Consider the following 25,468-nt stretch of genomic DNA (forward strand, 5'->3'; position numbering starts at 1 on the left):
CGGGTTCGGTGAAGTGGTCGGCATCCCGTATGCCAATCCGCTCCCCCAAAAAGGGAACCCCCCGCGCTAAAAATTTTCAGCGAAGGGCGGGGCGCGCCTCCACCACGGTCCACCAAGGCAAAGGTTGGCGAACCTGAACCGGCAAGGTCGCCTGCAAGGCCGCCAAGACGCGGCTGGTGTCTGCCAACGGGTAGGCACCGACGATCCGAAGGTCTGCCACCTCGGGCGCGCAGGCGAGGTGCCCGCGCCGGTAGCGCCCCAGTTCGGCGATGAAGTCGCCCAACCGCATGCCGTCGGCCACCAGCATGCCTTGTTGCCAGTCCAAGCCATAGCCGGCCGCATCGCTGGCAGCGTCGATTCCGCCGCTGCGAAGGCGCACCTGCTGCCCGGCCTGCAGAACGCGGGGTTCTGCCTCGTCGGCAGGGCTCACTTGCACCGCACCGTCGAAAACCGCCACCCTGGCGGCACCGTCTTCTTCATGCCGCACTGCAAAGCGGGTGCCGAGTGCCGTCAATCGCCCGGCGGCGACGTCCACGACCAGGGGCCGTGGCGGCCGGGACTCGTCGTAGCCAGAGGTGATGAGCAATTCCCCCCGGTGCAGCACGATGCGGCGCAGCGTGACGGAATAGTCCACATCGACGGCGGTCGCGGTATTGAGCAGCAGTTGGCTGCCGTCCGCCAGGGTCCAGGCACGCTGCTCGCCGGTTTCCGTGCGGTAGGCCGCCGTCCATTCCTGCCAGGGCGCATGGCGTGCCGCCACCCATCCCGCCAAGCCCGCCGCTGGGGCCAACATGAGAGTGCGCAGCACGGTGCGCCGGCGGCGGGACACGGCCGGCCTGACCTCCAGCACCTGGCGCACCATCGGGCTGGCCATCCCGGACAACTCGCTGGCGACCGTTTCGACCTGCTGCCATGCCGCCCGTTGGCGTGGCCCTGTTTCGAGCCAGCGCTGCCATTGGCGCCGGTCCGCATCGGTGACGCGATCATCCTGGAGAACGGCGAACCAGTCCGCCGCCTGCTGCAGGTCCTCGAACGCGGGTTGCTCGGTCGCGTTGCCGCTCATTCCCTGGCCAGCAGAAGGCACTGCAGCATGGCCTGCGCCATGTATTTCTTCACCATCCGCTCCGACACGCCGAGTTGCTGGCCGATCTGCGCATAAGGCATTCCATCGATCTGCGACAGCAGGAACGCGCTCCGGGCCTTCGGGTTCAACCGGTCGAGCATGGCGTCGATGCGGCACAGGGTTTCCATCACGAGTGCCCGTTCTTCCGCGGACGGCGCCTGCGGTTCGGGCTGGGCTGCGAGCACTTCGACCCATGCGCGCTCGATGTCGAGCCTGCGCCAATGGTTGACGACCACCCCATGCGCCAGGGTGCGAAGGAAAGCCTGCGGCTCGCGCAGCGCCGCGACATCGCGCGACGCCATCAGCCTGAGGAAGGTGTCATGTGCCAGGTCCGCTGCCTGCGACGCGTTGCCCAGCCGCCGTCGGAGCCAGCCCAGCAGCCAGCCGTGGTGCGAGCGGTAAATGGTTTCGATGGCGGCAGCGGCTGAAGGGTGCAAAGAGGCTGACATGGATGGGGCCGCCGAACGAACAAATCACGTGGATGGGAATTGTTCTCATTCTAAACGCGCCCGCCCGGCCAGCCGCCTGCGAACCGCTATTGGTAGCCCGCCTTCCACCGCTCGTATCCGGTGCGGCGCAGCTCGCAGGCGGGGCAGGTCCCGCAGCCGTAGCCCCAGGCATGCAGGGTGTCGCGCACGCCGTGGTAGCACGTGTGCGACCGCTGGACGATCAAGTCCACCAGCACATCGCCGCCCAGTTGGCGTGCCATCTCCCAGGTGGCGGCTTTGTCGATCCACATGAGCGGTGTCTCGAACGTAAAGCGCTGCCCCATGCCCAGCGACACGGCCACTTGCAGGGCTTTGAGCGTGTCGTCCCGGCAGTCGGGATAGCCTGAAAAATCGGTTTCGCACATGCCACCCACCAGGGTGTGCAGACCACGCCGGTAACCCACCGCAGCCGCCAGTTGGAAGAACAGCAGGTTGCGGCCCGGCACGAACGTGTTGGGCAAACCGGCCTCGGTCATCTGGATGGCGGTGTCGCGGGTCAGTGCGGTATCGCTGATCTGGCCCAGCACCGCGAGATCGACCATGTGGTCCTCACCGAGGCGGTCGGCCCACTGCGGGAACTCGGCGCGCAAGCCGTCCAGCACGTCTTGCCGGGCCTGCAGTTCCACATGGTGCCGCTGGCCATAGTCGAAGCCGATGGTCTCCACCCGCTTGAAATGAGTCAGCGCCCAGGCCAGGCAAGTGGTGGAGTCCTGACCACCGGAAAAAAGGACCAGGGCATGGCCGACTCTCATGGGTTCATCTTTCAAGGAAGGGGCGTAAAAAAGCCCCGCGGCGCGGGGCTCTGCGAGAAGGGTTTGCGGGGCGCTCAGGCCATGTAGATGGCGATGAAGGCCAGCAGGAACATGAGCACGCCGCCCACTACGGGCAGCACGATGGGCATCAATGGCACCACGGCCTCCACGCCATCGGGGGCATGGTGGTGTTCGCCGAGGTGCGGGGTGGTGGTGGTGTCCTGGGCCATGGGGTCTCCTGGTAGCTGCCTAAAAGTTACGCAATTCTAGCGGCAGCCGCTGTGCGGCAGCCTCAGGGTTTCGACGGGTGTCAGACCAGCTTGCGATCGGCCGGCGCAGGCGGTACCCACTGGTACAGCCAGGTTTCTGTGATCGGCTCCTTGCCCACCCGCAGGTACATGCGGATGGTGATGGGCGCGGTGCTGTCGTCCTCGGGCCGGATGTCGAACATCGCGCGCCAGCCGTTGACCGCATCGAGCGGGCGGGCCGAGGTGATTTCGACCTTGCCCCGGCTCACCGTGATGACCGGCTCGACCTTGGCATCGCGGCCGAGCGCCGCGAGGTTCTCGCCCGCGAAGTCCACGGCAAAGCGCCACGAGAAGTATTTGCGCGGCTGGCCCACGACGCCGCCCAGCCCCGTGCGCGTGGCCACGCAACTGGCGAGTGCCGGCTTGGCCGGTGGGTGCGCCCCCCAGTACAGGCGGTATCCCACGAGCAGTTCCTCGCCCGGCTGCGGCTTGCGCTCGGGGTTCCAGAACGCCACGATGTTGTCGAAGGTCTCGTCGATCGTCGGAATCTCCACGAGCTGGATCGAGCCCGCGCCCCAGTCGGCCTTGGGCTCCACCCAAAGCGAAGGGCGGCGCTCGTAGAACACGCCGTCGTCCTGGTAGTGGTCGAAATTGCGGTCGCGCTGCAGCAGGCCGAAGCCGCGCGGGTTCTGGTCGGCAAAGGCGTTGAACTGCAGATTCGGCGGATTGGTCAGCGGACGCCAGACCCACTCGCCGTTGCCGCGCCACATGGACAGGCCATCGGAATCATGGATCTCGGCGCGCCAGTCGTTGGCCATGCGCCGGTCGTTCTCGCCGTGCTGGAACATGCTGGTGCAGGGCGCGATGCCGATGCGTTCGATTTCCTTGCGCGGGTACAGCGCCGCGTCGATCTCCATCACCTGCGTGTCGCCCGGCGTGATCGCGAAGCGGTAGGCGCCGGCCACACTGGGCGAGTCGAGCAGCGCAAGCACCACCACGGTGTTGGAGCCCGGGGCGGGCCGCTCCAGGTAGAACGCCGTGAAGTCAGGAAATTCTTCCGGCCGCTGCATGCCGGTGTCGATAGCCAAGCCGCGCGCCGACAGGCCGTATTGCCATTCGCCGCCCACGGCGCGGAAATAGCTGGCGCCCAGGAAAGCCGCGACATCGCGCACCGGATCGGTGTGGAAGTTCAGCCGAAAGCCCGCAAAACCCAGGTCGGCAGGCAGGTCCCCGGCCTTCAGGCCGCTCTTGCCGTAGTCGAACATGGCCGGGTCATAGGCCAGTTCCTGGGCCTGGCCGTTGGCCAGTTCGTACATGTGCACGGGCTTCTTGAAGAACAGGCCCAGGTGGAAAAATTTGGCTTGGAAACGCAGTTTCTCGTCGGCCCACAGCGAGTGGTCGGGCCGAAACTGCATCGATTGGTACTGGTCCCAGTCGAGCGAGGTGACCGACGGGGGCAGGGTGCCCTGGTATGGGGCGTAGGCCTTGGCGGCCAGTGCGCGTGCCTGGCCCTTGAGGACTGCGAAGTCGAAGGGCTGCGGCTTGCCCAGAGGCTTGAGCGTGGCGAAGGCCTGGGTCCAGTTCAGGCCGAGGGTGCCGGCGGAGGCCAGGGCGGCGCCTTGGCCGAGGGTGCGCAGGAAGTGGCGTCGTTTTGGTTGCTGCATGGGCCCGCAGTGTGCCGAAAACCGCGCGCCATCCCATGCAACGTCCTGTGTTTGGCAGGGAATTTCCGCAAAAAACCGTTTTTCTCCTACAAAAAACCGGCTGCTGCGGGCCGATGCCAAACGGCCGCCATCAAATCAGTTCGGCCTCCATGTGGGCGGCGCGAAGTTGCTCCAGCACCTGCTGCACATGCGCCTTGCCGCGCGTCTGCAGGACCAGTTCGATCTCCACATTCTGGGCCGCCAGCATGGTGAAAGCCCGCTGGTGGTGCACTTCTTCGATGTTGGCGCCCGCTTCGGCCACGGTGGCCGTGATGCGTGCCAACACCCCGGGAATATCGCGCGCACTCACCTTGATGCGTGCCAGGCGGCCCGAGCGCACCATGCCGCGCTCGATGATGGCCGCCAGCAGCAGCGGGTCGATATTGCCCCCGCACAGCACCAGACCGACCTTCTTGCCGCGAAAGCGCTCGGGGTAGCGCACCAGGGCCGCCAGCCCTGCGGCGCCCGCGCCTTCGACCAGTGTCTTTTCGATTTCCAGCAGCATCAGCACGGCCTGCTCGATATCGCCTTCCTGCACCAGCACCAGGTCGTCCACCAGCCGGGCGATGATTTCCCGCGTGATCGTGCCGGGCGTGCCCACCGCGATGCCCTCGGCGATTGTCGATGTGCCCTGCGGGTGCTGCGTACCCTGAATGGCATTGACCATGGCCGGAAAGCGGGCCGTCTGCACGCCGATGATCTCGATGCCGGGGCGGATCGCCTTCGCCGCCGTCGCCACGCCGGAGATCAGGCCGCCACCGCCCACGGCGATGACGAGCGTGTCCAGATCGGGCACGGCCTGCAGCATTTCCAGCCCCAGCGTTCCCTGGCCGGCAGCCACGGCCTCGTCGTCGTAGGGGTGAACGAAGGTCAAGCCCCGTTCCTCCGCCAACGCATACGCATGGGCCCGCGATTCTTCCAGGGTGTCGCCGTGCAGCACCACCTCGGCGTCGAAGCCGCGGGTGCGCTCCACCTTCACGCCCGGGGTGAAGCGGGGCATGACGATCACCGCCCGCAAGCCCAGGCGCTGCGCGTGGTAGGCCACGCCCTGGGCATGGTTGCCGGCGCTCATCGCGATCACACCGCGCCGCTGCTCTTCAGGCGACAGCTGGCTGAGCTTGTTGCAGGCGCCGCGCTCCTTGAAGGAGGCGGTGAACTGCAGGTTCTCGAACTTGAGGAATACCTGGGCGCCCACGATCTGCGAGAGCGTCTTGGATTCCACGCACGGGGTGTCGAGCACATGGCCGTGCAGGCGAACGGCGGCGTCCTGGATGTCTTGGAGGGTCAGCATGGCCGCCATTGTGGCGTGTGCGCCGGGCCGCACGCCGCCCATGCCAACGCCAATCACCGGCGGCGCTGGCGGGCCGGTTCGCCTCCAGCGCAGCCCCTTCGGGCTGCAGGCGGCCCCGGGTCCGGGCCCGGGGCAGCATCTCGGCGTTCTTCACTCCGCGTTGCGCCATGCCCCTGTCCGGCCCTTCCCGTGTGCCGTCCGTGCCTGCTGCGCCGCCACAGCAGAGGCCGGTCGATGACGCGCCCGCGCCTGTCGCCCCGCCGGAGAGGCACACGCTCGGATCGCTGTTGGGAATGCCCCTGGGGGCCATGGCGACGCGGCCCCCTTCGGAACCAGGGGCTACCGCCACCGCGCCGATGCCCGTGCTCCCCGTGCGGCGCACGCTGGGGGAGTTGCTGGGAATCCCGCCCGCGCCTGCCGATGGGGCAGCGCAGGGCGCGCCAGCAACGCCCGTGCAGCCACCGCGAGCGCCCACACCGGGCGCGACGGCTGAGGCGCCGGCTGTACCCTTGCCGGCATGGGCGGATTGGCTGCAAGCGCCTGCCTCCGCCCAGTATCTGCACGCCAAGGCCCTGGCCCCCGAGCAGCGCCAGCTTCTGGCGCGAACCCTGGAGGCGCAGTGGCGAAAGCATCCCCACCTGCAGGCGACCTCCCAGGAGATAAACCTGTGGATGTCGGTATTGAATGCGCAACTGCGGGCCCGCCGCGATGCCGGGCGCCTGGCCCAAGCCGGTCAGCGGGCCCTGTCCCTGTTGCTGGCCTGCGCGCCATTGGATTGCGTGGCCCCGGCCCGCGACGGGGATGGCCGCATGCGGGGCCCGGAATACCGCGCGGCGTTCAACCAACTTCTGCGGGTGATCGGTGATGAATCGCTTGCGCAGCCCTTGCGCGAGGCGGCCGAACGTGCCCTGCAGGCCCATCGCGAGAACGGGGCCACGCTCACGCCGGACCATGCCGAACGGCTGTCCCGTGAGGGCGTCATGGCCCTCGCGGAGCGGGGTTACCGGGCGATCGGTGCCGGGGCCCTGCACAAAGCCACGCCACCCCAACTTCGATCCGAGCTGCGGGAACCCTTCTCGCTCTGGCTGGAAGCCCAGGAAGCCTTCGATGGCGAGGAAAACGCGCCTGCGTTCGCCCTTTTGCTGGAGCGAAGGCTGCCGTCCACCCTGGCGCTGCAGAACCCCCACGGGCCGGGCGCCACCCTCTTGAAGGAAGGGGCGCAGGTGATCCAGGCCATCGCCCGCGACGGCCGGCTCCGGGCGCGGGTTCTGGCCATGGCCGAGAACGCGCTCGGATCGTGCGGCGACAACGTGGCCGAAGGCTTTTCCGCCATCGTGCTCGCGGTGCGCAACCACCAGATGGCCGAGGCGGTGCAAGAGGGGCGCATCGACGCGGCGGGACTGGACGGCTGGGCGCGGCAGCAGTTCCGGCTGGGAGCGCTGGAGACGGCCGTGCACCAATTCATCTGGCAGGCGCGGGAAACGCCCGGTATTCCCGAGGACATGGAACGGCAGCTGCGCAGGGAACCCCTGGAAACCATGCTGCACGCCAAGGTCAGCCTGAAGGCCCTGCTGTTGCTGCCGGACAGCGTGCCCTCCGAGATCACCTATGCCGCGCAAAGCGTGCTGACGCCCGGCGACCTGTCGGCCCTGGCTGCGGGGGTGATGGACGCCGAAGGCGACGGCCGGCAGCTTGCTGCCTACCTGCTGTCCAACGAAACCTGGCGCGTCGGCATGCGGCACCTGCATCGCGAGCCGTTCGCCGCACTCGAAGCGGCTTTCGACGAAGACCCGTTCCATGACCGTGATCTCCCAGGCGATGGCGACGCCCACGTGGGGGAGCGCGTGGCCTACAACGAGGCCGCCGCCGAGTTCATGCAACGCCAGCGCGCTGCCGAGGATGCGTTGCTGCTGCAGCGCTGGGGCGGCTTGCCGGGGTGAGCCTCTCCCTGGCGGTGGTGCCGGAACGACCGCCCGCGCGCCCTCGTCCATCGTGAAAGGTCCGCCTGATCCGGTTTCAAGCGAAAACAGCGGTATGCCGGGATATCACATGCCTGTAATGCTATTAAATTTGTAGCAATCCATGGGTGACGAAGGCAACGCCCGCCCGACTGCCCACCGGTCTCCCGTCAGCGTCTGCGGCGTTGGCGTGTCTTCTGCGGTGTGGCGCTGGAAGACGCCGTGGCGACAGGGGTGGCGGCCAGCGCCTGTCTAAGAACGCCGATCCGGGCTTCGAAGGCCTTTAGCCGTTGCATGCAATCCAGCGAGACCTTGAGCATCTGCCGAACCAGATGCGTGTTGCTGTCGTCGCGAACCTGCTTGAGGGCGAAGGTGTTCTGCTCGGACAGGCTGAGGTGGAGCAAGTCGATCAACTCGGTGCAGCCGGTCAGGTCCGAGGCCGTGCGCAGCGCCTGGTCCGGCCCCAGGAACCTCGCTAGCCAATCGGACGCCAACTGGGCCTGAACGATGCTGCTTTCGAATTTGCCCCGCCATATCAGCATGCCGAACGCGCCCATGACATTGGCTTTCTCAGCGTTCGCGATGTCTGCATAGTCCGGGAGCTGGCTTTCCACGTCCAGCCGCTGCGCCATGTGCTCCATGCTGTCGTCGATTTTCTGGGTCGCCCGTTCATACCGGTTGGTGATGGTCATCAGGCCATCCCTGACGTCGCGGTGCCTGCTGGCCTTCCGGGCATGGATGTCGATCGCCATCTTCCGGCACTCCAGAAGATGGCCCAGACCTTCCAGGCTCCGCTGCATCAGCGTCACCAGCCGTTCGCTCTGGCGCACGTTCGCGCCGTCGATGGCGGCCGACTGGCGTTCGCTGCGCGATTGCAGGCGCAGGCTGGCTTCCAGGTAATCGCTCAGGGCGTCGGTCGCATCCTGGTGGTAGGACAGTGCGGCTTTGGCGAACTGGTTGGCCATGCGGGGCCGTTCAGCCACGGAGGCCTGGGCGATGGCTTGCGAGGCCTCGTGAAAGAGCGGCAGCAAGCCGGAGGCCACCCGGGCCGCGTAGGCCATCTCGCTGAGCCGGTTGCGCGAGGACTGGTAGTCCCGCGCCATCTCCGGCAGCGCACCGGGCGGCACCGTTTTCGGCAGGCCGGCGCGCAGTTCGGTGGCACGCTGCGCGATGGCGGCTGCGTTCTTCGCCATGTCAAGGTCTTCTTCAGGCGTCGGAGGGGCAGCCGGCGCCACGGGAGCCGCCACAGTCAACGAGCCCTCGGCTGTGACCTGGAAAGGCAGGTCGAAAACCAGCTCATGCGTTGCGAGAAGGCGATCGCTGAGCTGCCACACCGCAGCGGAAAGGGCGTCGTCGCTGGCTTCGCACAGGGTATCGATCGCCTTCATGTCGTGGAGCACGGCAGCGCCGATGGCATCCGTGCGCAGGCCTTCGCACCAGAGCGCCCACTGCTGCAGGGGAGCCGTCAATCCGGTTTGCGCGGCTTCCCGTGCCTGCTTGGCGGCGGTTTCCAGCAGCGCGGCGCGCGCCAACGCCTCGGCCGGAGTGCCCAGCGGCATGCGCAGCCCTTCCCCGGCCTTGGACAGGGGGCCGAAGGCCCTGGCGAAGAACGCGACCACCTGGTGTTCCAGCAGGGGCCTCCCCTCGAGAGGAATTTGGAGCGCGCGGTGGAAGCCTTGGGCTGCGTCCAGGGCCTGGTCAGCCAGGGAGGACGCCACGGTGGGTTCCGGCCCATCCGCTGGCTCCGCCGAAAGCATTTGCGCCCCGGCGCGCCAGATGGTCTCGAAAGCCCGGTGCAGGTCGGAAATCGCGCCCTCGAGCGCGGCCTTGCCACCAGCGGCGATGCGTGCTTGCAGCGCGCCGATGGCCTCGCTCGACTCCTGGCGCTGCTCGTCGCTCCACGACGCGATATGACCGTCAAGCGTGGCTTGTGCGTCCCGCGCGGCGCGCAGTCCCCGGTTCAACGGATCCAGAACGTCGGCGTGACGCGGCCATGGATGGGTGGGCAAGGTCTGTGCATCGGCGGCAGGCCGTGGCCGTTGGTCCAGCGCCATGAGCACCGGCGCCATGGCTGCCTGCAGGGTGCCTTCACGCTGCGCCTGGAGCTTGCCAGCAGCCTGCGCCTCCGTGGCGGCCCGTGCCTCCAGTTGGCGGGCGGTCTGCGCCTGCATGGCAGCCGCCGCGGTCAGCGTGTCCGTGCGGGCAGCGCCGCAGAGGTCGGCCAGCTGGTGCATCGCGGGAGCCAGTGCCCCTTGGGCTGCCTGCCGCGCCCGTTGCTCGGCTACCTGCAGGCGTGCTGCGTGTTGCTGCGTCTCGGCCAGAGTTTCGGGAACCTGGGCCATGTCGTCGCAAGCCTGGGCGACAGCGGTGCATACCCAACGGCATTGCTCCAGCGAAGGGGCGGCGATGCGGGGGTGTACCTTGGATTGCCGCAACTCCGCCAGGGCATGCCGCGCTGCCGTGGCCAAGCCGGGCAGCGCGGCCCGGGCTTCGGCTTGGCCATCGCCGACCTCCCCGCGCGTCCTCTGCAGCATGCCAATGCCCTGTTGAATCAGGTGGTCGAGCGTCTGGTGCAGGGCTGCGCTGCCTTGTTGCGATGAGTCCTCCCGGGCGGTGGCGATACGGGTTTGCAGGTCATCGATGACCTTCCGCGAGGCCTCGCATTGTGCGGCGCTCCACTGCGCGGTATGGTCCTGGAGCAGGCGCTCGGCATTGTCCGCCCGTTGCAAAGCGCGGTTCAGGTCGTTGAACGCCTTCAACATGGGCAGCCAGGGCGCCTGTGGCGTGGTGTCCTGCCCTGCGCTGGCTCGGCCTGGCAGCCTTTGCTCCCCGACCAGCAAGGAATCGATGGCTTTGGTCAGTGCGGCTTCCCGCCGCAGGGCTGCACGGGTTTCCCGGGCCTGAGGGGTGAGCATGGCCCTGGCAATCTGGGCCGCCTCGGCAATCGGTCCACCAGGCGCTTGCGCCCAGGCCGACAGCAAGCCCTGCGCTGCTGCTTCGAGGGCGACGCAAGACTGCACGTACTGCGTCAGGCTGTCTTCGTCCATGGCCTCGGGCTGGCTGGCCTGGCTGCCCGGCGGCGCTGAACGGGCGGCGGTGCTCTTCAACTCGCCACTGGGGTTGACGTTGTTCAAAAGGTCCTTCATCGACGGACCGATGCCCGCCAGCTGCTGGCGGAGCGCCGCGTCGATGTCCGCCACATTCGAGGGCAGCACATGCAGGAACTCGCGTTCGCGCAGGGCACAGGCCTCGCGCAGGCGGCCTGCGGCCTCGTTCTGGGTGCGGGTCTTGCCCACGGCTCGCGAATAGGGAAATTGCAGCGGCAGCAAAAGACCGCCCAGGGCTTTTTCCTGCGCGCGCAACCGGTAGGCCACCGCCTCCAATTGCAATAGCTGGTAGTCGAGCACGTCAGGGCCCGCATGGGGCAGCAGCAGGTCGCGGGCAGACAGCGCGGCCTGGTGGTGCTCCACTGCGGCCTCCCAGGCGTTCGCTGCCGTCTCCAGGCGCCGGATGACCTGCTTGGCTCCCATGAAGCCGTTGATGCGATTGTCGTAATTGGGTTGGAGGGCCTTGGAGATGTCCTCGCCGGTGGGCAGCGGGCTGCTTTGCGCCGCTTGCCATGCCGTTTGCACGGCTTGCGCCACCATGGCGTTCAAGGCTTCGGTCGTGCGTGCCTTTGCCAGGGCCTGCGTGAGTTCGGCGATTCGGGCCTGGCGTGCGGCCTGGAGGGCACCGTCGTCCACGATGACGTCGAAGCTTGCCTCGGAGCCTGCGTCGGAATCCGAGTCCGAGTTTGAGTCCGAATCCCGATCCATCTCGATGCCGAACTCTTTGGCCTGCTGGCGCATGAGGGCTTGCAGTCGTTCACTGGAGCTGGACCTGCCAGGTCCGGGGAGCCGTGGCGCCATCAGCGTGCCAGGCGGCGCGGGCGTGCCTGGGCGGGAGGACAGCGTGCCGTGCCGCAGGCGGGGCGATGGAGAGCGCGAAGGCGCGCGGCCTGGAGCCTCAGGTGCTGCAGGTTCGCCGGAAACGTCCGGTCGCGCTGAGGGGGAAGAGGGGCGTGTGGGGATGGGGAGCATGGGGCGTTTTGCGGACGGGTGGCGCAGAGGCCAACAGCTGGCCGTGGCGGATGCCGCCGCATGCTGCGGCAGCGCTGGCAGCGCGCCGGGCGGCCGCGCGAAGCCGCGCGCCATGGCGCGAAGGGCGCCGCGGGGCGGATCACACCGGAAACGCCCGTTCCAGAATCTTGCCGGTGTTCACCGCGCGTGTGTCGATGGCGCCCACGACGCGTCCTGCGCCGCCATCCTCCAGCCGGGTGGCCGCGAAGGCATCCGCCACCGCCTGAGGCGCATGGCGGCGCAGCAGGCAGGCTTGCGCCATCAGCACCAGGCGCTGCACGAGCTGGCGGCCCAGGGACTCCAGCTGTTCGGGCGATAGGGCCAGCAGGCCTTCGAGCGGCTGGAGCGCGGCGAGGATTCTCGGCTCGCCAGCCGCGGCGTCGGCGAAGTCCTGCAGCAGTGCCGAAGCGGCTTCGGGTTCACGCGCCAGGGCGCGCAGCACGTCCAGGCACATCACGTTGCCCGAGCCTTCCCAGATCGAGTTCACGGGCGACTCAAGAAAGAGGCGTGCCATCACACCGTCCTGCACATATCCGTTGCCGCCGAAGACCTCCATGGCCTCGCCCGACAGTTCCACCCCGCGCTTGCACACCCAGAACTTCGCGGCCGGGGTCATCACGCGCTTCCAGGCGCGTTGCAAGGGGCTGTCATCCTCATGCTCGAACGCTTCGGCCAGGCGCATCAGCAGCGCCAAGGCGGCTTCGCTCTCCAGCGCCAGATCGGTCAGCACGGTGCGCATCAGCGGTTGCTCGGCCAGTGCGCGCCCGAAGGCGTGGCGGCGGCGGGCATAGGCGAGGGCTTGCACCGTGGCCTGCCGCAAGATGGCGGCGCTGCCGGCGACGCAATTCAGGCGGGTGTACGAGGCCATTTCGATCAGCGTGGGAATGCCCCGGCCTTCCTCGCCCACCAGCAGTCCCCAGGCGTCCTGGAACTCGACCTCGCCGCTGGCGTTGCTGCGGTTGCCCACCTTGTCCTTCAGGCGCTGCACATGCACGCCGTTCAGATTGCCGTCCGGGCGCCAGCGCGGCACGTAGAAGCAGGCGAACGGGCCGCGTTCGCCCGTGCGGGCCACCACCAGATGGGCATCGCTTTGCGGGGTGGAGAAAAACCACTTGTGCCCGCTGAGCCGATATTCGCCGCCACGCCCGCCCGCGCCGATGGGCATGGCGACGGTCGTGTTGGCGCGCACGTCCGAGCCACCCTGCTTTTCGGTCATGCCCATGCCGAGCCAGACGCTGGATTTTTCGGACACGGGCACGTCGCGCGGGTCATGGACACGGCTGTGCAGCCGCTCGCCTAGCAGGGTCCAGAGCGCTGGCTCGCGGCGCAGCAGGGGAATGGCGGCCTGCGTCATGGTGGCCGGGCACAGCGTGCCCTGCTCCACCTGCCCGTGCAGGTAGAACCCCGCTGCCCAGGCGGCCCAGCGGCCGGGCTGCGCACCGTCTTCAAAGGGCATCGATACCAGGCCCTGCGCGCGGTAAAGCGCCATCAGCGCGTGCCAGGCGGGGTGGAACTCGACCCGGTCGATGCGCCGGCCCCGGCTGTCGAAGCGGTGCAGCGCGGGCGTGTGGCGGTTGGCCTGCTCGGCCAGGGCGTAGGTTTCGGCCGAACCCAGCTGGCGGGCATAGGCGCCCAGCGCGGGCAACCGGCTTTCGGCTCCGGCCCGCGACAGGGCTTCCTGCAGCGCGGCGTCGGTGGCGAGCAGATCGTAGTCGGCGATCTCGTTGAATTGGTTAAACACCTCATGCGTGGCGTGGGCCATGGCAGCAGTCTTCCTTTCTGGCAGGTGGCTCCGAGGCGGCACGGCGTGCCGCGAAAGAATGCGCATGGTGGCGCGCGTGCGCCGCCAGGGCAAGCCTGCGTCTCGAACCTCTGACGGCAGGCAGGGCTGGGCGCCCGCGTCAGCCAACCCGCAAAACGGCGAGATGGCGTCGCCTCAAGCCGCAGCCGGGCGCGCGGCGGCTGCGGGGATGGGCCTCGTCGAAGCAGCCCGCTGCGCCAGCCAGAAGACCGGGAGGGCGAGCACCGCGCAACCTGCGAGCACGGCAAAGGCCAGCCCGAAATGCCCTTGTGTGCCGACGATGCTGTTGGCGACGGCCGGGCTGATCGCCGCGCCCACGCCCTGCAGCGTCATCACCAGCCCCAGCGCGGTGTTGTAGCGGCCGCTGCCCCGCACGTAGCGCTCCACCATCAGCGGCGTGGCCACGCCCAGTGCGCCGGCAGCCAGGCCATCGAGGACCTGCACGGGAATGTTGGCCCAGGCGTCCGGAATGGCCCAGGCGATCACGCCGCGAATTGGCAGCGCGAGGATGGCGGCATAGACGAACACCTCCAGGTCCCAGCGCCGGCTGCGCGACACCCACAGCGCCACCGGCACCATGGTCAGTTGCGCGACGACGATGGCGATGCCTGTCCACAACAGCGGGGACGATCCGGGCACCGTGGCAGCAAGGCGCTGGTTCAGCAGCGGCAGCATGGCGGCGTTGCCCAGGTGAAAAAGCGCGCAGGCCAGCCCGAAGCACCAAAGGGCACGGTGGCCCAGAAAGGCACGCCAACCCTCCGGCGCCACGGCGGCGGTTGCGTTGGCGTTAACGGAGGTGGACACGGGCGGCGTGCTCGCCGCTTCGCCGCCCCGCGCGGCCACATGGTCGATGTCGCCGGGCCGGATCGCTCGCAGGCACGCCAGCGCGCCCACGGCCATGGCGGTCATCACGACCAGCATCCACGGTGCGCCCATCCAGTGCGCAAGCGCAGCCGCGCCGAGTGCGGAGACGATGTTGCCCGCGTGGCTGTAGGCCTCATTGCGGCCCGTCTGGTGGCGCAGGCCCTGGCTGCGCGCCAGGCCCAGGGTGATCGCCGCCAGGGCTGCCGCCAGAACCGCCCCGGCCGCGCCGGTGAGCACCTGCGACAGCACCAGCACGCCGGGCGACCGCGTCAGGAACGCGGCGGCGCTCGCGCCCAGAACGATCAATGCGCAGACGGCCACCAGGGCGCGCTTGGCGCGCGTGCGGTCTGCCAAGGCGCCTGCCAGCGGCGTGGCAGCCATGGCGGCGAGCCCCCCGGCGGACAGCACGATGCCGATCATCGTCTGGTCAATGCGCTGCGTCTGCAGGTAGGTGGCCAGGAACGGCCCCAGGCCATCGCGCACGTCCGCCATGAAGAACGCCATCCCGGCGAGGGCGGTCAGGGACACCCCGGCGGTGGCGGCATGGGGCGCAGAGAGGGCGCCCGGGACGGTGTGCACGGTGGCCATGGCGGTTACCGGGGCGCGGGCTTGGCCGGCACGGCCTGGCCGTTGACGGTGTGCGCCTCGATCACGTGGGCCTCGGCGTTTCCGCGCAGCGGCCGTGCGGGTCCGCTGGCGGTCACCGCGTCGCCTGGCTTCAGGGCCAGGTGGACATAGCCGTCGGGCCGGGTGTGGATGAAGTCGCCCGTGTCCAGCACCACGCCGTTGGGTTCGCCATGGCGGGCGTGGTGGATGCGGGCGACGCGGCCTTTGACCTCGCGGGGGGCATCGTCCGGCGAGAACGGCTTTCCGTCGATGGAAGCCAGCCGCTCGAAGGCGTACACCTCGTGCGCCGCCTCTCCGTGGGGCGGGGGCGCCGCCACCGTGCCGTCAACGACCAGCCGCTGGCCGGCGCGCAGGGCTTCGACGGCACGCACGGCGCGGTCGTCGTGCTTGCCGAAGACGAACTGCGCAGGGACGCCGTCTACGTCGATCATCACGCCTTCGATGTCGCCGCGCGGGCTGTACAGCGCGTGCTGGAATGGGCCTTCAAGGGTCCAGACCTCGATGGTTTCGTAGGGCTTGCTCATGGTGTTAGGTGCTTTCTTTGAATGCTGAACATGGAAGGAAGGCAAGCGCGATGCAGCGCCGGCCAGGGGCGCGTCATGGGCGCAGGGCGGGGGCACCGATCGGGCCGCCCAGCATGTCCTGCAGGGTGTCCGGCGTGGCGCCCATCTGAGCCGCCTCCATGCCGGTGCCCAGTGCATTGCGGGTGCCCCAGCCCCGCACTGCCACGGTGGCGCCGGGCTTCAGCAGGGCTGCGACCGACGCGCCCATGTGCGGAGGAAAGCGAACGACCACGCCGTCTTCCAGCAGCAGGCCATGTGCATCGCCGCGGCTGTTGAACAGCACCTGGGCGACGCGGGCGTTGGCCTGCAGCGGCGCCAGGGCTTCGCGCTGGGGCGGCAGGGGGCGCTGGCCGGGGGTGGGCGGCGTGTCCTGCACCGTGCGGCCTTGCGACTGGAAGGTTTCGGCGCGCAGCACCGGTGCGTCGGGGCGGTGCGAGCCCGTCACTTCCACCGGGTCGCCGGGGTGCAGCCACGCGGTGAGCGTGTCCGACAGGTGGGGTGGAAACGCGATCTGCGTGCCGTCCTGCAGCAGCAGGCCATCGGCTTCGCCGTTCGGGTTGGGCAGCCAGCGTTGCAGCCGGCCGCTTGCGGTCGCCGACTGCTCGGCCACGGGGGCCTGTGCCAGGGGGCCGGGACCTCCTGGCGGGGCGGGGGGCGGCAGTTGTGCGTGGGCATTGGCAGCGGCCAGTGCGGCGGCGATCAGACCGGTGCGAAGCAGGGAGTGGAGCGTCATGAAAGTCATCCTTTCGAGTGGTGATGCCTTCACTCTCTCAAGACGCGTGCCAACGCAAGAACCCTTATGAATCAAAGGCTTGCGTGTTGTGTGGGGCGTTCCGTGTGGGTGGATGGGCGACAGCTTGTCCGCTTTGAAGACACCCCCGCCATCATTCGATGCCGTATTGCGACAGCTTGCTGTAAAGCAGTTGGCGGTGAATGCCCAGGCGGCGTGCCGCCAGCGACCGGTTGCCCTGTGCCTGCTGCAGCGCGTGTTCCAGCATGCAGCGTTCCAGCCGTTCGACCGCCTCGGGCAGCGACCCTTCCAGCCAGGCAGCGGGCAAGAGGCCATCGGCAGCGCTGCTGTCGCGGCCATCCGCCTTGCCCGGCGATGCCTTCAGCCCCAGGTCGGCGGCCCCGATGACCGGACCGCGCTGCAACGCGTTGCAGCGCTCCATGGCGTTGCGCAATTCGCGCACGTTGCCGGGCCAGGCGTGGTCCAGCAGCGCGCGTGCGGCGTCTGCCGACAGGCGCTTGGCGGGCTGCGGCGCCGCGGCGCCCCGCAGGAAGTGCTCGGCCAGCGGCACGATGTCGGCCAGGCGCTCGCGCAGCGGTGGCAGCACGATGTGCAGCACGTCCAGCCGGTAGCGCAGGTCCTCGCGAAAGCGCCCTTCCTGCACTGCGGCGGCCAGGTCGCGGTGCGTGGCGGCCAGCACGCGCACGTTCACCTTCACGGGCCGGTGGCTGCCCAGCGGCGTCACCTCGCCCTCCTGCAGCGCACGCAGCAGCTTGGCCTGTACTTCCGGCGCCATGTCACCGATCTCGTCGAGCAGCAGCACGCCGCCATCGGCCGCACGAAAGCACCCCGGCCGCTCGGCTGCCGCGCCGGTGAAGGCGCCTTTCACGTGGCCGAACAGTTCGCTTTCCAGCAGCTCTTTCGGGATCGCGGCGCAGTTCACCGCCACGAACGGACCGGCCGCGCGCGCGGAGTGCCGGTGCAGGGCGCGCGCCACCAGCTCTTTGCCGGTACCGGTTTCGCCTTCGATCAGCACGGGCGCGTCGCTGGCGCCCGCCATGCCGATGCGTTTGTGCACTTCGCGCATGGACTCGCTGATGCCGATGAGCTCGCCGTCCTCCTGCGCGTCGGGCAGCGCTGCTGGCGCGGCCGCCGTGGTGCTGGCGTCGGCCTCGGAGCGCAAGGCGCGCTCCAGCACCTCGGCCACCGCCGCGCGGCTCACCGGCTTGGTCAGATGGTCGAACGCCCCCAGGCGCATCGCCTCGATGGTGCCGGAGCCGCTGGCATAGGCCGTGAGCACCAGCACGGGCGGCAGCCGCACCGTGCGCGCGGCCAGGGCCGCCAGCGTCTGCAGGCCGTCCATGCCGGGCATGCGCTGGTCCAGGAAGATGGCGCCGTAGCGGTGGCTTTCCACCCGGCGCAAAGCCTGTTCGCCGCCATCGGCCGCATGCACCTCGTGGCCCAGGCTTTGCAGGGTTTCGACCAGCGATTCGCGGAAGGCAGCGTCGTCATCGACGACTAAGAGGCGTGCCATGGCAACTCCAGAATGAAACGAGCGCCACCGCCTTCGCGCGGCGCGTAATGCAGGTCTCCGCCGTGGGCCAGCGCCACTTCGCGGGCCAGGGCCAGCCCCAGCCCGTTGCCATCGGCGCGGCCGGTGGCAAAGGGTTCGAAAAGCTGCGCCTGCAAGTCTTCGGGAACCCCCGGGCCGTCGTCTTCGACTTCCAACGTGCAAAGGGCGCGGGCGGCGTCCACCTGCACCGACAGCACAGCCTGGCCACCGGCCGGTGCGTGGCGCACCGCGTTGTCCAGCAGGTTGTCGATGGCGCGGGCGGCATGCACGGGGTCGAACCGCGCTTCGGCCGCAGCATCGCCCTGCAGTGCCAGCCGCACACCGCGGGCTTGCGCTGCGGGCCGGGCCGTGTCCAGCCGCTCCTGCAGCCACGGGCCCAGGGGCACGGTGACGGGGCTGAGATTCAAAGGCTGCACCAGCGAGAGCAGGCTTTGCACCAGGCCCTCCAGCCGGTCGATCTGCGTCACGATGGCGGCCAATGCATCGGCATGGCGGGCGGGCGGCGCAGCCAGGGCGTTTTCGGCCTTCAGGCGCATGGCGGCGATGGGGTTGCGGATTTCATGCGCCACCGACGCCGTCATTCGGCCCAGGGCCGTCAGGCGCAGGTCGCGGTGGCGCTGGGCGAGTGCCTCCTTCAGCCGGGCGCGGGCCTCTTCCAGGCGGGTGCCGAAGGCGTTGACGCCATCGACGACGCGGTCCAGCTCGCGAATGCCTGTGCGCTCCAGCCGAGGCACCGCATCGGCCGGTGCGTCCGCCAGCGCGCCTTCCAGGCGGCGCACCTGGCGCAGGCCGCGCAGCAGCATCCAGCCCAGCCACGCACCCGACGCCACCACCAGCAGTGCCAGCACGGCGATGCCGATGCGCAGGGTTTCCTGCGCGGCGATCGCGCCGGCATGGGCCCGCGTCATCGTCCACACGGCGGTGCCGGGGTGCGCGGACAGCGGGCAGGCCGCGACGATCAGCACTTCGCGGCTGCCGCGCACCAGGTTCACCACGGATTGGCCCGCATTACCGGCTTGCTTAGCCAGCTCGACGATCAGCGGTGCCTCGGCGGCCGGCACATCGGCCTTGACGCCGCTGCCTTCGTAGGTGGGATAGGCATAGGCGAGCATGCCGCTGCCGGCACTCCACACGCCGCCCTCCACCTGCGGCACCTCCAGCAGCACCACATGCAGCAGCACGCGCAGCAGATCGGCCTGGGGCGCCTCGGGCGCCGCCGTGGGCACCGACTTGGCGTAGCGTGTAGCGATGTCCTCGCAGGCCTGCAGGGCCCGTGTTCTGCTCGCGGCCACCTGGGCCCCGGAGCCGGTCTGGTAAAGCACCACGATGATCGCGGCGACCAAGGCGCAGGCGGCGAGCAGAAAGGCCCAGAAAAGAAGCAATTGGATGCGCAAGGACCGCACGGCAGGCCATCGGAGTGGGGACGGCGGATCGTAAGGGCGAACCGCCGCCGGCCCGGTAGGAAAGCGGCGTGACCGCTACGTGGCCCTCACAGCGCCACCTTGCGCGACGCGAAAAAGCGCCGCGAATGTGCTTATCTCAGGCCGCTTCGGGGTAGAACAGCTTGCGCGTCGGCACGGGCGCCACGGCCCGGCCGATGGCCGCGATGTGGTCCGGCGTGGTGCCGCAGCAGCCACCCACGATGTTGACCAGCCCTTCGGCCGCGAATTCGTGCACCAGACGGCTCGTCACCTCGGGTGTCTCATCGAAGCCCGTGTCGCTCATCGGGTTGGGCAGGCCGGCGTTGGGGTAGCAGCTGATGAACGTGTCGCCCGCCACGCGGTTCAACTCCTGAATGTAGGGGCGCATCAGCGTGGCGCCCAGCGCGCAGTTCAGGCCGACGGCCAGCGGGCGGGCATGGCGCACGCTGTGCCAGAACGCCGTCACCGTCTGGCCCGACAGGATGCGGCCGGACGCGTCGGTCACGGTGCCGCTGATGATGAGCGGCAGGCGCTCGCCACTCGCTTCGAAATACTCATCGATCGCAAAGAGCGCCGCCTTGGCGTTCAGCGTGTCGAAGATGGTCTCGACCAGCAGCACGTCCGAACCGCCCTCGACCAGCGCCTCGGTCTGCTCGTAGTAGGCCGCGCGAAGTTGCTCGAAATCGACGTTGCGCGCGCCCGGGTCGTTCACGTCGGGGCTGATGCTGGCGGTCTTTGGGGTCGGGCCCAGGGCGCCGGCCACGAAGCGGGGCTTGTCCGGCGTCGAATATTTGTCGCACGCGGCGCGGGCCAGCTGGGCGGACTTGAGGTTCATCTCGCGCGCCAGGTCGGCCATCTTGTAGTCCTCCTGCGCGATGGTGGTCGCGCCGAAGGTGTTGGTCTCGATCAGGTCGGCGCCGGCCGCCAGATAGCGCTCATGGATGTCGCGGATCACGTCGGGCCGCGTGAGGCTCAGCAGCTCGTTGTTGCCCTTCACGTCGCGTGGGAAGTCCTTGAACCGGTCACCCGTGCCGTCCGGGCCGGCATAGCCCTCGCCGCGGTATTGGGCCTCGCCCAGCTTGAAGCGCTGGATCATGGTGCCCATGGCACCGTCGAGGATGGCGATGCGTCGGGCCAGTATTTCAGGCAACTGCTGTCCGCGGGTGTAGGTAATCTGCTGCATGGCCGAATTGTAAGAACCGCGGCGGGGTTGGCCTGCGGCAGGGGCATGGCGACGTGCCAGAGCTTGGATAAATGTATGGATGAGTAACATGGCGATCTGGTGGAGCGACCCGCTTCACCTGGCTTTCTTCATTCATGCCTTCTTGCTCTTCGGAGTTCCCCATGCCCCTTCACTACGCCCAGCCTTCTTTCATGCGCCGGATTCGACCCCTGTGCCTTTGCGTGGCAGCCATCTGGGCAGGGGCCAGCGGCGCGCAGACGCCAGAGCTGCCTGCCGCAGCACCGGTCGAATCGCACGAAACCACGCAGCACGATGGGCATGAGTGGGGCTACACCGGACCGGAGGGGGCCGAGCACTGGGCAGACCTGGCCAAGGAAAACGCGCTGTGCGGCAGCGGGCAGCAAAACAGCCCGGTCGATCTGCAGCATGCGGTTTCGGCCGATCTGGGCCCCTTGCTGCTCGACTACCGGGCGGTGCCGATGGCGGTGCGCAATACCGGGCATTCCATCCAGCTGGACCTCCCGAACGGGGGAACGATGCGCACCGGAGGCCGCGACTACGCCGCGCTGCAGATCCATTTCCACCACCCCAGCGAGCACCTGCTCAATGGCCGCCGGTTCCCCATGGAAGCCCACATCGTTCACCAGGGCCCGGACGGCACACTGGGCGTGCTGGCGATCTTCTTCGAAACGGGCAAGGCCAACCCCGCTTTCCAGCGGGTGCTGGATGCCATGCCCAAGGGCAAAGGCCAGACCCAGCCGGTTGCCAACGCCTCGGTGAAGGCGAGCGTCTTTCTGCCGGTCCAGAAGCACCGCCGCTTCTTCCGCTACGAGGGCTCGCTCACGACGCCGCCGTGCACCGAAACCGTGGATTGGGTGGTGCTCAAGGCGCCCCTGCAAGTCTCTGCGGCGCAGATCGATGCGTTCGAGCGCGTGTATCCCTTCAATGCACGGCCGCTGCAGCCGCTGCACCGCCGGTTCCTGCTGAAGAGCCGCTGAGAGATGGGGCGGCCTGCGAGCCGCCCCTTGCCTTCGGCAATCAGCTGTCCGCGCTTTCCTGGCGGGATGACGCCACCGCCGCCGTCGCCGCCACCTCCAGAAAAACCTGCAGCGCAGGCACCGCCGCGTCCGCATGCCATGCCAGCACCCCCACCGTAGGGTGGTGAAGATGCGCGATGGGCACGAAGCGCACGCCTTTTACAGCGGCCTGTGCCATGGAGGCGGGCACCAGCGCCACCCCCATTCGCAGCGCCACCAGCGCGACCACGGTAAGCCACTGGCGCGTGGCGTGGCGCGTGTGGGGGTGAATGCCGGCGCGGTGGAAGAGGGCGATCACGTTGTCGTGGTTGGCGGGTGCCACGTCGCGCGAGAACATCACGAAGGTTTCGGCCGCCAGCGCGCGCAGGTCCACGGCGGGCGCCGTTGCCATGGCGTGGTCTTCGGGCAGGCAGCACACGAAATGGTCCTCGGCCAGCGGCAGGCTGCGCAGCCGGTCGGGCACCACGCTGGTGTTGATGAAGCCGGCATGCAGCTGGCGGTGCAGCAGCGCTTCGAGCTGCTCGCCCGAAGACATCTCCCGCAGGTTCACCTCGATGCCGGGTGCCCGTTCGCCGAAGGCCCGCACGATGGCAGGCATGTCGCGGTACACCATGGAGCCGGTGAACCCGATGTCCAGGCGACCGCGCTGCCCGGCGGCCACGGCGCGGGCCGTTTCGCCAGCGCGCGCCACGCGGTCCAGCACCACGCGCACCTCGGCAAGGTACGCGTGGCCCGCAGGCGTCAGCGCGACCTGCTTGCTGGTGCGCTCGAACAGTTTGACGCCCAGCTCGTCTTCCAGGGCCTTGATGCCAGAACTCAGCGGCGGCTGCGTGATGGCCAGGCGCTCGGCGGCGCGGCCGAAATGCAGTTCTTCGGCCAGCACGGCGAAGTAGCGCAGCAAATGCAGTTTCATGGCGGCCATGATGCCAGCGCGCTGTTCGCGGTTGACCAGCACTTTGCGTTGCGTTGCGTTGCATCGCACCACCACCGCGAATGCGCCGCGCCCTGGCCGGTCAATACGACTTCGGCAGTCCCAGTACCTTCTCGGCGATGAAGCACAGGATGAGCTGCGGGCTGACCGGCGCCAGGCGCGGTATCCACGACTCGCGCAGGTAGCGCTCCACGTGGTATTCCTTCGCGTAGCCCATGCCGCCGTGGGTGAAGATGGCCCGCTCGCAGGCGTGATAACAGGCCTCGGCCGCCAGGTACTTGGCGGCGTTGGCCTCGGCCGCGCAGGGCAGGTGCTGGTCGTACAGCCAGGCAGCTTTTTGCACCATCAGGTGCGCGGCCTCCAGTTCCATCCACGACAGCGCCAGCGGGTGCTGGATGCCCTGGTTCTGACCGATGGGCCGGCCGAACACCTCGCGTTCGTTGGCATAGCCCGCGGCGCGCGCCAGCGCCGCGCGGCCCAGGCCCACGGCCTCGCTCGCGATCAGGATGCGCTCGGGGTTCAGGCCATGCAGGATGTAGCTGAAGCCCTTGCCTTCCTCGCCTACGCGGTCCTCCAGCGGAATGCGCAGCCCGTCGATGAACACCTGGTTCGAATCGACGCACTTGCGGCCGAGCTTGTCGATCTCGCGCACCTCCACCGTGCTGCGGTCCAGGTCGGTGTAGAACAGGCTCAGGCCTTCGGTGCCGGTGCATTCCTCCACCGGCGTGGTGCGTGCCAGCAGCAAGATCTTGTTGGCCACCTGCGCCGTGCTGATCCACACCTTCTGTCCGTGCACCACGTAGTGGTCGCCGCGCCCGCCCTCGCTGCGCACGGCGCGCGTCTTGAGCTTGAGCGTGTTCAGGCCGGTGTTGGGCTCGGTCACGCCGAAGCAGGCTTTGTCCTGCCCCGCGATCAGCGGCGGCAGCCAGCGCGCCTTCTGCGCTTCGGTGCCGAACACCACCACCGGGTGCAGGCCGAAGATGTTCATGTGCACGGCCGACGCGCCCGACAGCCCGGCGCCGGTGGCCGAGATGGTGTGCATCATCAGCGCCGCTTCGCTGATGCCCAGGCCCGCGCCGCCGTAGGCCTCGGGCATGGCGATGCCCAGCCAGCCCGCATCGGCCAGCGCGCGGTGGAAGTCATCGGGAAAGCCGCCTTCGCGGTCCCGGCGCAGCCAGTAGTCGGCGTCGAAGGGCGCGCACACGCGTTCGATGGCGTCCCTGATCTGCGCGTGTTCGGGGGACAGGGCGAAGTTCATGCGTCAGCAGCAGGTGGGTTGGTGGTCGCAGGAACGGGAGTGGTGGCGGCGGCAGGGCGGATCACCTTGTCGGGCGACTCGCCGTAGGGCGGGCTGTAGATCACCAGCAGCTTCACGGGCGTGTCGCTGGTCACGGTGAACACGTGCATCTGATCGGCCGGAAAGAAGCACATGTCGCCGGGCAGCATGTCGAAGGCCTCGCCGGCCACTTCGGCACGGGCAGTGCCTTCCAGCAGGTAGCAGGCCTGCTCGATGCCCGGGTGCGCATGGGGCAGGGCGCCCCCGCCCTTGTGCAGGGTGCCCAGCAGCACTTCCATCTGCTGCGCGCCCACGGTCTCGGGGCCGATCAGGCGCTGATTGAAGGTGTGGTGGTGGTTGGCGGGCTGGTAGCTGGGCACCTGCGCGGTGCGCACCAGGTAGCGCGAGGGCGGTGCGTTCGGCGTGGAGATGGGCGTGAAGGTAGGCGTTGATGTGGCGGTCTGTGTCATGCGGGTTCTCCGGTGGCGGCACGGCAGGCGCCTTGCGCCAGCAGGGCTTCGATGTGGGTGGGGCTGTAACCGGCTTCGGCCAGCAGGGCGCGCGTGTGCTCGCCCAACTGCGGCGCCGGGGCCTGCGTGCGTGCCGGCGGCGTGGCCGACCAGCGCGTGGGGTGGGCCATGGCGTGCATGGGCCCTTCGGTGGGGTGCACGCTGTCGTGCAGAAATCCGGTGGCGCGCAGCTGCGCGTTGGTCAGCAGATCGGCCGGTGAATTCATCGGCATGTTCGGCACGTCGGCCGCGTCCAGAAGGGCTTGCCAGTCGGCCGTGGTGCGCGTGCGCAGGATGCGCGCCACCTCGGCATACACCGCGTCGATGTGCGTGGCGCGTGCGCTGTGCGTGGCGAAGCGCGGGTCTCGCGCCAGCCCTTGCGATTCGCCAATGGCCGCGAAAAAGCTGCGCCAGTGCTTGTCGTTGTAGATCAGCACGCACAGCATGCCGTCCGCCGTGGCGTAAGGCTTGCGGTGGGCCGTCAGCAGCCTCGCGTAGCCCGGGTCGCCGCGCGGCGGATCGAAGGTGAGCCCCGCCATGTGGTCGCCCAGGATGAACTGCGCCATGGCCTCGAACATCGGCACCACAATGGCCTGGCCCATGCCGGTTTTTTCGCGCGCATACAGCGCTGCCGTCACCGCGTACACCGCGTGCAGGCCGGTGACCCGGTCCGACAGTGTGGTGGGCGCATAGGCCGGCTCGGGCGCGCCGTATTGCTGCATCAGCCATGGAACGCCGGTGGCGCCCTGGATCAGGTCGTCGTAAGCGGGGCGGGCGGCGTCGGGCCCGTCCTGGTCGAAGCCGCAGCAACTGACGTGGATGATGTGCGGGTTGCGCGCGCTCACCGCGGCGTGGTCCAGCCCCAGCCGGGCCAGCGCCTGCGGCCGCACGTTGCTGATGAGCACGTCGCAGCCCTCGGCCAGGCGCAGCGCGGCCTCGCGGCCTTCGGGGTGCTTCAGGTCCAGCGCGATGCTGCGCTTGCCCGCGTTGGCGTGCAGGAAGATGTGGCCCATGCCCGCGTGGTGCATCGGGCCGACATGGCGCATGTTGTCGCCGTCGGGCGTTTCGACCTTGATGACTTCGGCACCCAGCTGCGCCAGGATCTGCGTGGCGAACGGGCCCATGATCACCGAGGTGAGGTCCAGCACGCGCACGCCTGCCAGCGGGCCGCTGCCTGGAGCGGTAGAAGGTGTCTCTTGCATATCGTGTTCCTTGGCGCTGGAGAAAGAGCCGGCGACCGTTTCAGCAGGGCACCGCCCAGGCGAGCGGATG

Annotated in this window: 19 protein-coding genes and 1 pseudogene; 2 read left to right on the top strand and 18 right to left on the bottom strand. The window is 68.8% G+C overall.

Annotation, left to right across the window (positions count from 1 at the left end):
- Nucleotides 1-76: 76 nt before the first annotated feature.
- From BLT03_RS14615 to BLT03_RS14635, 6 genes and pseudogenes are all read right to left on the bottom strand, one after another.
- Nucleotides 77-961: pseudogene (locus tag BLT03_RS14615) on the bottom strand (FecR family protein); the annotation flags it as partial.
- Nucleotides 962-1,059: 98 nt separating this feature from the next.
- Nucleotides 1,060-1,572: a sigma-70 family RNA polymerase sigma factor gene (locus BLT03_RS14620; RefSeq protein WP_092744500.1), complete on the bottom strand. Its 513-nt coding sequence runs from the start codon at nucleotides 1,570-1,572 to the stop codon at nucleotides 1,060-1,062.
- A gap of 86 nt (nucleotides 1,573-1,658) precedes the next feature.
- The gene (gene queC, locus BLT03_RS14625; RefSeq protein WP_092744501.1) at nucleotides 1,659-2,363 is read right to left on the bottom strand and encodes a 7-cyano-7-deazaguanine synthase QueC; all 705 of its coding nucleotides are present in this window, start codon (nucleotides 2,361-2,363) and stop codon (nucleotides 1,659-1,661) included.
- A 74-nt stretch (nucleotides 2,364-2,437) separates the two neighbouring features.
- Nucleotides 2,438-2,593, bottom strand: coding sequence for a hypothetical protein (locus tag BLT03_RS24500; RefSeq protein WP_175537765.1), 156 nt, complete (start codon nucleotides 2,591-2,593; stop codon nucleotides 2,438-2,440).
- Nucleotides 2,594-2,673: 80 nt separating this feature from the next.
- The gene (locus BLT03_RS14630) at nucleotides 2,674-4,275 is read right to left on the bottom strand and encodes an OpgD/OpgG family glucan biosynthesis protein (RefSeq protein WP_092744502.1); all 1,602 of its coding nucleotides are present in this window, start codon (nucleotides 4,273-4,275) and stop codon (nucleotides 2,674-2,676) included.
- 130 nt (nucleotides 4,276-4,405) lie between these two features.
- On the bottom strand, nucleotides 4,406-5,614 hold the full coding sequence (locus BLT03_RS14635; RefSeq protein ID WP_281243302.1) for a threonine ammonia-lyase: 1,209 nt from the start codon (nucleotides 5,612-5,614) through the stop codon (nucleotides 4,406-4,408).
- Nucleotides 5,615-5,961: 347 nt separating this feature from the next.
- Here BLT03_RS14635 and BLT03_RS14640 point away from each other — a divergent pair, with 347 nt between their 5' ends.
- A complete protein-coding gene (locus tag BLT03_RS14640) occupies nucleotides 5,962-7,545 on the top strand; it encodes an NEL-type E3 ubiquitin ligase domain-containing protein (RefSeq protein ID WP_175537766.1) in 1,584 nt (527 codons plus the stop codon).
- A 188-nt stretch (nucleotides 7,546-7,733) separates the two neighbouring features.
- On the opposite strand, the gene BLT03_RS14645 is transcribed toward BLT03_RS14640, so the two are convergent.
- The 8 genes from BLT03_RS14645 to BLT03_RS14680 all read right to left on the bottom strand — a co-directional run bounded on the left by BLT03_RS14645 (nucleotide 7,734) and on the right by BLT03_RS14680 (nucleotide 20,443).
- Nucleotides 7,734-11,411 carry a hypothetical protein gene (locus tag BLT03_RS14645; protein WP_245711403.1) on the bottom strand — a complete coding sequence of 1,226 codons (3,678 nt, stop codon included), beginning with the start codon at nucleotides 11,409-11,411 and terminating at the stop codon, nucleotides 7,734-7,736.
- Nucleotides 11,412-11,781: 370 nt separating this feature from the next.
- The gene (locus BLT03_RS14650; RefSeq protein WP_092744504.1) at nucleotides 11,782-13,443 is read right to left on the bottom strand and encodes an acyl-CoA dehydrogenase family protein; all 1,662 of its coding nucleotides are present in this window, start codon (nucleotides 13,441-13,443) and stop codon (nucleotides 11,782-11,784) included.
- A gap of 174 nt (nucleotides 13,444-13,617) precedes the next feature.
- On the bottom strand, nucleotides 13,618-14,934 hold the full coding sequence (locus tag BLT03_RS14655; protein ID WP_245711404.1) for an MFS transporter: 1,317 nt from the start codon (nucleotides 14,932-14,934) through the stop codon (nucleotides 13,618-13,620).
- 5 nt (nucleotides 14,935-14,939) lie between these two features.
- The gene (locus BLT03_RS14660; RefSeq protein ID WP_092744505.1) at nucleotides 14,940-15,497 is read right to left on the bottom strand and encodes a hypothetical protein; all 558 of its coding nucleotides are present in this window, start codon (nucleotides 15,495-15,497) and stop codon (nucleotides 14,940-14,942) included.
- A gap of 73 nt (nucleotides 15,498-15,570) precedes the next feature.
- Entirely contained in the window at nucleotides 15,571-16,269 is a 699-nt protein-coding gene (locus BLT03_RS14665; RefSeq protein WP_092744506.1) for a hypothetical protein, read from the bottom strand.
- Between the two features lie 151 nt (nucleotides 16,270-16,420).
- On the bottom strand, nucleotides 16,421-17,800 hold the full coding sequence (locus tag BLT03_RS14670; protein WP_092744507.1) for a sigma-54-dependent transcriptional regulator: 1,380 nt from the start codon (nucleotides 17,798-17,800) through the stop codon (nucleotides 16,421-16,423).
- On the bottom strand, nucleotides 17,785-19,242 hold the full coding sequence (locus tag BLT03_RS14675; RefSeq protein WP_092744508.1) for a sensor histidine kinase: 1,458 nt from the start codon (nucleotides 19,240-19,242) through the stop codon (nucleotides 17,785-17,787). The genes BLT03_RS14670 and BLT03_RS14675 overlap by 16 nt, the downstream gene beginning before the upstream one ends.
- Nucleotides 19,243-19,378: 136 nt before the next feature.
- Entirely contained in the window at nucleotides 19,379-20,443 is a 1,065-nt protein-coding gene (locus BLT03_RS14680) for a homocysteine S-methyltransferase family protein (RefSeq protein ID WP_092744509.1), read from the bottom strand.
- 161 nt (nucleotides 20,444-20,604) lie between these two features.
- Here BLT03_RS14680 and BLT03_RS14685 point away from each other — a divergent pair, with 161 nt between their 5' ends.
- Nucleotides 20,605-21,441, top strand: a complete 837-nt coding sequence (locus BLT03_RS14685) for a carbonic anhydrase (RefSeq protein WP_092744510.1) — start codon at nucleotides 20,605-20,607, stop codon at nucleotides 21,439-21,441.
- A 40-nt stretch (nucleotides 21,442-21,481) separates the two neighbouring features.
- Here BLT03_RS14685 and BLT03_RS14690 read toward each other — a convergent pair whose 3' ends face one another.
- The 4 genes from BLT03_RS14690 to BLT03_RS14705 all read right to left on the bottom strand — a co-directional run bounded on the left by BLT03_RS14690 (nucleotide 21,482) and on the right by BLT03_RS14705 (nucleotide 25,398).
- The gene (locus BLT03_RS14690; RefSeq protein WP_092744609.1) at nucleotides 21,482-22,393 is read right to left on the bottom strand and encodes a LysR family transcriptional regulator; all 912 of its coding nucleotides are present in this window, start codon (nucleotides 22,391-22,393) and stop codon (nucleotides 21,482-21,484) included.
- Between the two features lie 100 nt (nucleotides 22,394-22,493).
- Nucleotides 22,494-23,669 carry an acyl-CoA dehydrogenase family protein gene (locus BLT03_RS14695; RefSeq protein ID WP_092744511.1) on the bottom strand — a complete coding sequence of 392 codons (1,176 nt, stop codon included), beginning with the start codon at nucleotides 23,667-23,669 and terminating at the stop codon, nucleotides 22,494-22,496.
- On the bottom strand, nucleotides 23,666-24,157 hold the full coding sequence (locus BLT03_RS14700) for a cupin domain-containing protein (protein ID WP_175537767.1): 492 nt from the start codon (nucleotides 24,155-24,157) through the stop codon (nucleotides 23,666-23,668). Before BLT03_RS14700 ends, BLT03_RS14695 begins: the two co-directional genes overlap by 4 nt.
- On the bottom strand, nucleotides 24,154-25,398 hold the full coding sequence (locus BLT03_RS14705) for a CaiB/BaiF CoA transferase family protein (protein WP_092744512.1): 1,245 nt from the start codon (nucleotides 25,396-25,398) through the stop codon (nucleotides 24,154-24,156). The genes BLT03_RS14700 and BLT03_RS14705 overlap by 4 nt, the downstream gene beginning before the upstream one ends.
- Between the last annotated feature and the right edge of the window lie 70 nt (nucleotides 25,399-25,468).

Source organism: Paracidovorax valerianellae (genome assembly GCF_900102625.1).
GTDB lineage: Bacteria > Pseudomonadota > Gammaproteobacteria > Burkholderiales > Burkholderiaceae_C > Paracidovorax > Paracidovorax valerianellae.